Below are 1,676 nucleotides of genomic sequence, written 5' to 3' on the forward strand. Positions count from 1 at the left end.
AAAGGCCCAATGATGTCGTGCACGTCACCGCCGGAGCAGAAGTTGCCACCATTGGATTTGAACACAACCACATCAATATCGTGTGCATAAACCATGTCGCGGAATGTATCGCGCAGCTCAGCGTAGCTATCAAAGGTTAGGGGGTTTTTGCGGTCGGGGCGCAGCAAGTTGATAATTGCAACCCGTCCATCCATTTCAAAAGCGAAATGTTTGGGCTTTAGGTCTTTCATCGATACGGGGGTCAATGATCTTCCTCCCGCACTTTTGATAGCACGTCGATGAAATGGCCGATTTCGCCTTCGTCGATTTCTTTTAAGTGCTCATTGATCCAGGCTTCGTGCTCGTTCGCCATTTCGGCAAATTTGTCGATGCCTTTGGGGGTAAGGCGAACCAGCGTTGCGCGTTTGTCGCCTTTAACTTGCACCCGCATCACAAAGCCTTCTTGCACCAAGCGATCTATAATGCCGGTGACATTGCCGTTCGAGACCATCAATTGTTTGGACAGTTGGCTCATGCGTAAGCCTTCGCGGGTGCGGTCCAACATGGCCATAACGTCAAATCGCGGCAGGGTGGACTGAAACCCAAGCCGCAATTCTTCGCGCAATTCATTTTCGATGAACCGGGTGGTTTTGAGCATTTGCAGCCAAAGCCGCAAACGTTGTTTGCTTACCGGTTGGTCTTTAAGTTTTTCGCGTGCCACGCTCATATTTCGCCCCCTGAAATTGAAATGGCTTGTCCATTAATCCCGTCTGATCCCGCACCACATAGCCAAAGGGCTGCAGCGGATACTTCTGCTGGTTCGATTAGTCGCCCTTGCGGGTTGTTCTTAGATAGATTTGCCCGCGCTTCGTCTTCGCTCATGCCGGTTTTTTCAATGATCGTGGCGACAGATCGATCTGTCATTTCTGTATTGAGAAACCCCGGGCACAGCGCGTTGACGGTGATGCCTTTTTTGGCCACTTCGAGCGCCATGGATTTGGTCAATCCGATCACACCATGTTTGGCCGCTGAGTAGGGCGCTACATAAGCATAGCCCTTCAGGCCAGCAGTGGACGCAACTGAAATCAAACGGCCCCAGTCTTTGCCCTTCATGCGGATCAAACCCTCTTTTAAGGTGAGAAACACGCCGGTTAGATTGACTGAAATCATGCGGTTCCAGCTGTCCAAATCTGTTTTGACAATTGGAGCGCTTTCAGCCGCGCCTGCATTGGCGATGACAATGTCCATTGGCCCGATTTGGTCGAACATGGCCTGCACCGATTTTTCACTTGTCACGTCAGCTATGACGGTTGAGATGGCGCTGTGTTGAGCGGCTACTTTTTCGAGCGAAGCTTTGGTGCGACCAGAAATGAAAACCGTTGCGCCTTGTTCAGCAAATGCCAAAGCCATATCCGCGCCAACCCCGGTGCCACCGCCTGTTATCAGCACTGATTTGGTGTTCAAGCTCATGCCTTTATTCCAATTCCTTCGGCCCGTTCCGCCAAGCGCATCATTTGGTCTCGGCCCGGATGATATGGGTCTGGCCAATTGGTTTGCTTGTCCCCAAGGGCTGCCGCTGCGTGTAGGGTCCAGTATGGATTGGCAAGGTGTGGTCGCGCAAGGCAAACCAGATCGGCGCGCCCGGCCATCAAGATGGAGTTGACGTGATCGGGCTCGTAAACATTGCCCACCGCCAT

At 52.2% G+C, this 1,676-nt stretch carries 4 protein-coding genes; all 4 read right to left on the minus strand.

Annotation, left to right across the window (positions count from 1 at the left end):
- Positions 1–230, minus strand: a 230-nt coding sequence (locus Q0231_RS05790) for an enoyl-CoA hydratase-related protein (protein ID WP_299346205.1), incomplete at its 3' end; no start/stop codon positions are given.
- An 11-nt stretch (positions 231–241) separates the two neighbouring features.
- Positions 242–706, minus strand: coding sequence for a MarR family winged helix-turn-helix transcriptional regulator (locus Q0231_RS05795; RefSeq protein WP_269394410.1), 465 nt, complete (start codon positions 704–706; stop codon positions 242–244).
- Positions 703–1,449 (minus strand): SDR family NAD(P)-dependent oxidoreductase, encoded by a 747-nt coding sequence (locus Q0231_RS05800; RefSeq protein WP_299346199.1) that lies wholly within the window; start codon positions 1,447–1,449, stop codon positions 703–705. The genes Q0231_RS05795 and Q0231_RS05800 overlap by 4 nt, the downstream gene beginning before the upstream one ends.
- The coding region (locus tag Q0231_RS05805) for a hypothetical protein (protein WP_299346202.1) at positions 1,446–1,676 on the minus strand (231 nt) is incomplete at its 5' end. The genes Q0231_RS05800 and Q0231_RS05805, both read right to left, overlap by 4 nt.

Origin of the sequence: uncultured Maritalea sp. (assembly GCF_937139385.1) — a bacterium.
In the GTDB taxonomy this organism is placed as follows: domain Bacteria; phylum Pseudomonadota; class Alphaproteobacteria; order Rhizobiales; family Devosiaceae; genus Maritalea; species Maritalea porphyrae_A.

Excerpts from the sequence above, each read along its gene's own strand:
- Q0231_RS05795 (WP_269394410.1), bottom strand. The coding sequence starts at position 706 with ATGAGCGTGGCACGCGAAAAACTTAAAGACCAACCGGTAAGCAAACAA.
- Q0231_RS05800 (WP_299346199.1), bottom strand. The coding sequence starts at position 1,449 with ATGAGCTTGAACACCAAATCAGTGCTGATAACAGGCGGTGGCACCGGG.